Raw genomic sequence first — 5,432 nt, 5'->3', positions numbered from 1 at the left:
AACCCAGGATCGCTTAGCTAATCAGAGACGCTCCTACCGTAACCCGGTTGCCGCCCGGCGCGGGTACACCGAACCGTCGACCTGGGGTCGGCCCGCTGGTCGCTGACCGCGAAGTCAGCGGCGGCTGCCGCGCCAGCCCTGTACGGGCAGGTCGAACTTGGCCACCAGCCGGTCTGTGAACGGACGCGCCCTGAGCCGGACGATCCGCACCGGCAACGCGCCCCGGCGCACGGTGACCTGGGCGCCCGGGGGCAGGTCGTACACCCGCCGCCCGTCGCAGCTCAGCACCGCGAGGGTGGTGAACGGGTCGACCGTGATCGCGACGGTGGACGTCGGCGCGGTCACCAACGGGCGGCTGAACAGCGCGTGCGCGCTGATCGGCACCAGCAGCAGTGCTTCCACCTCCGGCCAGACCACGGGCCCGCCGCCGGAGAACGCGTACGCGGTGGAGCCGGTCGGGGTCGCGCAGACCACGCCGTCGCAGCCGTACCGGGACAGCGGTCGACCGTCCACGTCGACCAGCAGTTCCAGCATCTGGGCGCGCTCGCCCTTCTCCACGCTGATCTCATTCAGCGCCCACGACTCGATGGTCGGGCCATCCTCGAACTCGGCGGTCACGTCGAGGGTGAGCCGTTCGTCCACGGTGTAGTTGCGCCCGACCACGTCACGTACCGCGCTGTCCAGGTCGTCGATCTCCGCCTCGGCGAGGAAGCCGACCTTGCCGAGGTTGATGCCGAGCAGCGGCGCCTTCGCCGGCCGGGCCAGCTCGGCGGCGCGCAGGAACGTGCCGTCCCCGCCGAGGGCGAAGACGATCTCGGCGCCCTCGGCGGCCTCGGGGCCGGTCACCGGCACCACACCGGGCAGGTCCAGGTCGTCGGCCTCCTCGGCCACCACCCGCACCTCGAAGCCGGCCGCGATGAGGTCCGCCGCCACCGCCCGCGCGTGCTCGGTGCTACGTCGACGGCCGGTGTGCGTCACCAGCAGAGCGGTCCGGCTCACCCGGGCACCTCCTCGCTCGCGGTACCCGACGCGCCGGCCGGGGACGGGAAGCCCTGTGGGCCGGCGGCCACCACCGCGCGTACCCGCTCGGGGTCCGCGACGGGCGCGTCCCGGCGTAACCATACGAAGAACTCGACGTTGCCGCTCGGCCCGGGCAGCGGGCTGGCGGCCACGTCGGCCAGCCCCAGGCCGAGCTGCGCCGCCCCGGCGGCCACGTCGAGCACCGCCTCGGCGCGCACCGCCGGGTCGCGGACCACCCCGCCCGCGCCGACCCGCTCCTTGCCCACCTCGAACTGCGGCTTGACCATCAGCGCCAGGTCGCCGTCCGGCTTCGTGCAGCCGGCCAGCGCCGGCAGCACCAACCGCAGCGAGATGAACGACAGGTCGGCCACCGTGAGGTCAACCGCGCCGCCGACGGCCTCCGGGGTGAGGGTACGTACATTGGTCCGCTCGAAGACGTGCACCCGGTCGTCGTTGCGCAACGACCAGGCCAACTGGCCGTACCCGACGTCGACCGCCACCACCTCGGCGGCGCTGGCGCGCAGCAGCACGTCGGTGAAGCCGCCGGTGGAGGCACCGGCGTCCAGGCAACGCCGGCCGGCCACGGTCAGCCCGCCGGGTGCGAACGCGGCGAGCGCACCCGCGAGCTTGTGCCCGCCCCGGGATACGTACTCCGTGGTGGGGTCCTCGCCGGTGACCAGCAGCGGGTCGGCGGGGTCGACCATCGCGGCGGGTTTGCGGGCGGGCACCCCGCGCAGCCGGACGCGGCCGGCCTCCACCAGCGCGGCCGCCTGCTCGCGGGAGCGGGCCAGACCGCGGCGGACGAGTTCGGCATCCAGCCGGGTGCGACGTGCCATGCGTGGTTCTCTCTCCGGTCGGTCAGGTCTGGTCGATGCTGGCCAGCGTCTCGCGCAGCGTCTCGTACGCCGCCTCGTACTGGGCGATCTGGTCCGCCGGGGAGAGCGCCTCGGCGTTGATCATGGCTTGCACGGCGGCATCCACCGCCGGGTGCCGGGCGGCCTCGCCGAGGTCCTCGACCGGCGCGGATGCCGGCCGCACTCCCGGCGGCGGCCCGGGGCGTGGGCCACCGGGCGGCGGCCCCGGGCGCGGGGCCGCCGGAGGCCCTGGACGGTACGGGGCAGTCACGACCCGGCACCCCCGGTCCGCTTGCGGGCGGCGGCCTTCTTCGCGGACCGGGCCGGAGCTGCCGGCGACTCCTCGGCCGAGGTACGCGCGGGCGTCGCCGCCGCCTTCTTCGCCACCGTCTTCTTCGCCACCGTCTTCTTCGCCACCGTCTTCTTCGCGACCGTCTTCGTCGGGGCGGGCACCGGGCTGGTCGACGCCGCCGGGGCGCCGGAGGTGGGGGTGGCGGCGGTGGGTGTCGCCGCCTCTGCGGCCGGGGCGATCGTCGCCTCGCGCAGCTGCCGTTCCAGCTCACGCACCCGGCGGGTCAGCTCGGCGACCTCGTCGGCGGTGGCCAGCCCGACCGCGCCCAGCGCCCGGTCCACCTCGAAGCGGACCAGCTTGGTCAACGCCTCCCGGTTCGCCATACCGGTGGAGACGAGCTCCTCGGCGAGCGCCTGGAGCTGGGCGGCCGTCGCGCCGCCCTGGCCGACCACCCGTCGTACGGCGTCCTGGGCCTTCTTCCGGGGCGCCTCCGTCAGGCCCATGGCCAGCTCGAGATAGGCGCGCCACGCGTCCTGCATGCCTGAGTCCTTCCCGCGAGGCGAGTGTGCTGGTGTCACGCTACCGGGCCGCCCGGACACCCCAGTGCGGTACGGTTCCGGGGAGCGGCGTGACACGTGGTGAGGAGACGATGTGGCCAGCGTGGACGAGTGCCGGCAGGCGTTGCAGGACCTGGCCGCCCGGCTGGACCGACACGCCGAGGCGCAGGGCCGGATCGACCTGGACCGCACCCTGGCCTGCCGGATCACCGACCTGGACACCGCGTTTCAGGGCCGCATCCAAGGGGGCCGGCTGGTCGGCCTGACCGACGGCGACGACCCGAAGGCCCAGATCGCGCTCAGCACCAGCAGCGACGACCTGGTCGCGCTGGTGCACGGCCAGCTCGAACTGGCAAGGGCGGTGGCCGGCCGCCGGGTGTCCATCAAGGCGAACCCGTTCGACCTGATGAAGCTGCGCAAGCTGCTCTGACCGGCCGCGACGGTCCGATCAACCGGTCACGCCCAGCGTGGCGAGGGCCTCCGCCGCCGCCGCGGAAGCCGGCCGCACCCGCGGATCGGCCGCCGCCGACCAGGCCACCGCGCAGAGCGCGGCGAGGGCGTCGAGCGGGCGTCCCGCGCCGTCGAGGGCCAGCTCGCCGTCGGCCACGGTCACCGACCAACCGCCGGCATCAGGCGTACCCGGCACCCGCACCGCCGCCGCCGGGTCGAACAGCCCGGCCAGATCAACGGAGACGTACGTCGGCCGGCGCGCCTCGGGGGCGGCCAGCAGTTCGGGTACGTCGCTGACGCCGGTGAGCACCAGCAGGCTGTCCAGGCCGGCCCGACGCGCACCCTCGATGTCGGTGTCCAGTCGGTCGCCGACCACCAGGGTCCGCCCCGCACCGGCCCGACGGGCGGCGGTGGCGAACAGCGCCGGCTCCGGCTTGCCCACCACCACGTCCGGGTCCCGCCCCAACGCGGTACGCAGCACCGCGACCAGGGAGCCGTTGCCCGGCAGCGGGCCGCGCGGGCTGGGTAGCGTCCGGTCGGTGTTGGTCGCGTACCAGGGCGCGCCCGCCCGCACCGCCAGGGACGCCTCGGCCAGGTCGACCCAGCCGACCTGCGGGCCGTAGCCCTGGGCGACGGCGGCGGGCTGCTCGTCGACCGTCGACACCGGGCGCAGCCCGACGGCCCGCAGCTCCGCCCGCAACGCCTCCGCCCCGACGACCAGCACCGGCGCCCCGGCCGGCAGGCGATCGCGCAGCAACTCGGCGGTGGCGGCGGCCGAGGTGAGCACCTCCTCCCGCCGGGCCGCCACGCCCATGCCGGTGAGCAGGTCCGCCACCTCGCTGGAACGACGCGAGGCGTTGTTGGTGGCGTACGCGACCGCCCGGCCCTCGGCGTGCAGCCGGCCGACCGCCTCGACCGCGCCGGGGATCGGCCGGTCGATCAGATAGATCACCCCGTCGAGGTCGAAGACGACCAGGGCGTACCCGTCGACCAGCCGTTCCCCGGCGCTCGCGGTCACCGGCCGTCCGTCTCCGCCCCGCGGCCCGGCGCAACGTCGTCGTCCGCGGTGGCCGGCGTGTCGTCCCGGTCCCCCGCGGCGTCCGCGGCCTCGCCCGGCGCGTCGTCGCGGTCCCCGACGTCGACGGGCTCGTTCCGGCGGCCGGCCCCTGGGCCCACGTCACCGTCCAGCTCGTCGTCCTCGTCATCGAGGTCGTCGTCCGCGTCACCGTCGAGGTCGTCGTCCTCGTCACCGTCGAGGTCGTCGTCCTCATCGTCGCGCAGGGCGGCACCAGTGAGATCGGCGTCCGGATCGGCCGGTACGGCACCCGGCGCGCCCGAGCCGGCCGCGAACTCCTCGTCCTCCTCGTCGTCGCCCTCGATGACCACGCCGTCGAGTTCGAGCAGCCGCTCGGCGGCATCGGTCTCGCCCTCGGCGTCCACGTCGGCGGCCCGGGAGAACCACTCCCGCCCCTCCTCGCGCCGGCCCGCGGCCAGCAGCGCGTCCGCGTACGCGTAACGCAGCCGAGCCGCCCACGGCTCCGTCGAGTCGGTGGTCAGTTCGGGGACCTGCAGCATCGCCACGGCCGCGTCCTTCTGCCCGAGGTCGCCCCGCGCTCCGGCGGCGACGATCAGCAGCTCGACGGCGACCGGCTGGTCGAGCTTCTCCCGGTCCGCGCCGCGGAACAGGTCGATCGCCCGCTCCGGGCGGCCCAGTGCCCGCTCGCAGTCGGCCAGCACCGCCAGGTGGCTCTGCGACCCGCTCATCCGGTGGTACGTCCGCAGCTCGGCGATGGCGGTCTGCCACTCCCCGGCGTGGTACGCGGCCAGCCCGACCGCTTCCCGCACGGCGGCGATCCGCGAGGCGAGCCGGCGAGCGGCCAGCGCGTGCGCGAGCGCCTCCGCCGGATCGTCGTCGATCAGCAGACCGGTCGCGACCAGGTGCCGGGCGACGGTCTCCGCCACCGGCTTGGCCAGCGACAGCAGCTCGGCTCGGACGGTGGAATCGAGGTCGCTGGCGACCACCTCGTCGGGCAGCGACGGCGCGACGGCCCGCTCGGCCTCGACGCGCTCGCGCCGGTCGTCCCGGCGCGCTCCCTGCGGGCCATGGTCCTCCGGCCGGCGGTCGGTCCAGCGCGACTCGCCGTAGCCTCGGCGCTCCCCGTCCCGCTCGCCACGCTCCCGGCCGCCGGGCTCCCGGCCGCCTCGGAAGCCACCCGAGCGGCTGTCCTCCCGGCGGAAACCGCCCTCGCGGTCGTCCCG

General features: G+C 75.4%; 7 protein-coding genes. 1 reads left to right on the top strand and 6 read right to left on the bottom strand.

The genetic code is table 11. The annotated features are described in order from the left end of the window. Positions 1–114: 114 nt before the first annotated feature. The 4 genes from ACNAW0_RS29850 to ACNAW0_RS29835 are packed head-to-tail and all read right to left on the bottom strand — an operon-like array spanning position 115 to position 2,705. Complete coding sequence (locus ACNAW0_RS29850; RefSeq protein ID WP_416291383.1) at positions 115–999, bottom strand: NAD kinase; 885 nt, start codon at positions 997–999, stop codon at positions 115–117. Further along, positions 996–1,856, bottom strand: coding sequence for a TlyA family RNA methyltransferase (locus ACNAW0_RS29845; protein ID WP_416291382.1), 861 nt, complete (start codon positions 1,854–1,856; stop codon positions 996–998). Before ACNAW0_RS29845 ends, ACNAW0_RS29850 begins: the two co-directional genes overlap by 4 nt. A 22-nt stretch (positions 1,857–1,878) precedes the next feature. Continuing rightward, a complete protein-coding gene (locus ACNAW0_RS29840) occupies positions 1,879–2,145 on the bottom strand; it encodes a hypothetical protein (protein ID WP_416291381.1) in 267 nt (88 codons plus the stop codon). Next, entirely contained in the window at positions 2,142–2,705 is a 564-nt protein-coding gene (locus tag ACNAW0_RS29835) for a phasin family protein (RefSeq protein WP_416291380.1), read from the bottom strand. The genes ACNAW0_RS29840 and ACNAW0_RS29835 overlap by 4 nt, the downstream gene beginning before the upstream one ends. A 112-nt stretch (positions 2,706–2,817) precedes the next feature. Between ACNAW0_RS29835 and ACNAW0_RS29830 the strand changes: the two genes are divergently transcribed. After that, a complete protein-coding gene (locus tag ACNAW0_RS29830; RefSeq protein WP_416291379.1) occupies positions 2,818–3,153 on the top strand; it encodes an SCP2 sterol-binding domain-containing protein in 336 nt (111 codons plus the stop codon). Positions 3,154–3,171: 18 nt separating this feature from the next. Here ACNAW0_RS29830 and ACNAW0_RS29825 read toward each other — a convergent pair whose 3' ends face one another. Both ACNAW0_RS29825 and ACNAW0_RS29820 read right to left on the bottom strand, forming a co-directional pair. Beyond that, entirely contained in the window at positions 3,172–4,191 is a 1,020-nt protein-coding gene (locus ACNAW0_RS29825) for an HAD-IIA family hydrolase (protein ID WP_416291378.1), read from the bottom strand. After that, entirely contained in the window at positions 4,188–5,135 is a 948-nt protein-coding gene (locus ACNAW0_RS29820) for a tetratricopeptide repeat protein (protein ID WP_416291384.1), read from the bottom strand. The genes ACNAW0_RS29825 and ACNAW0_RS29820 overlap by 4 nt, the downstream gene beginning before the upstream one ends. Positions 5,136–5,432 lie beyond the last annotated feature (297 nt).

Origin of the sequence: Micromonospora sp. SL1-18 (assembly GCF_047921505.1) — a bacterium.
Classification (GTDB): domain Bacteria; phylum Actinomycetota; class Actinomycetes; order Mycobacteriales; family Micromonosporaceae; genus Micromonospora.
This window is presented reverse-complemented; position numbering and strand designations above follow the sequence as displayed.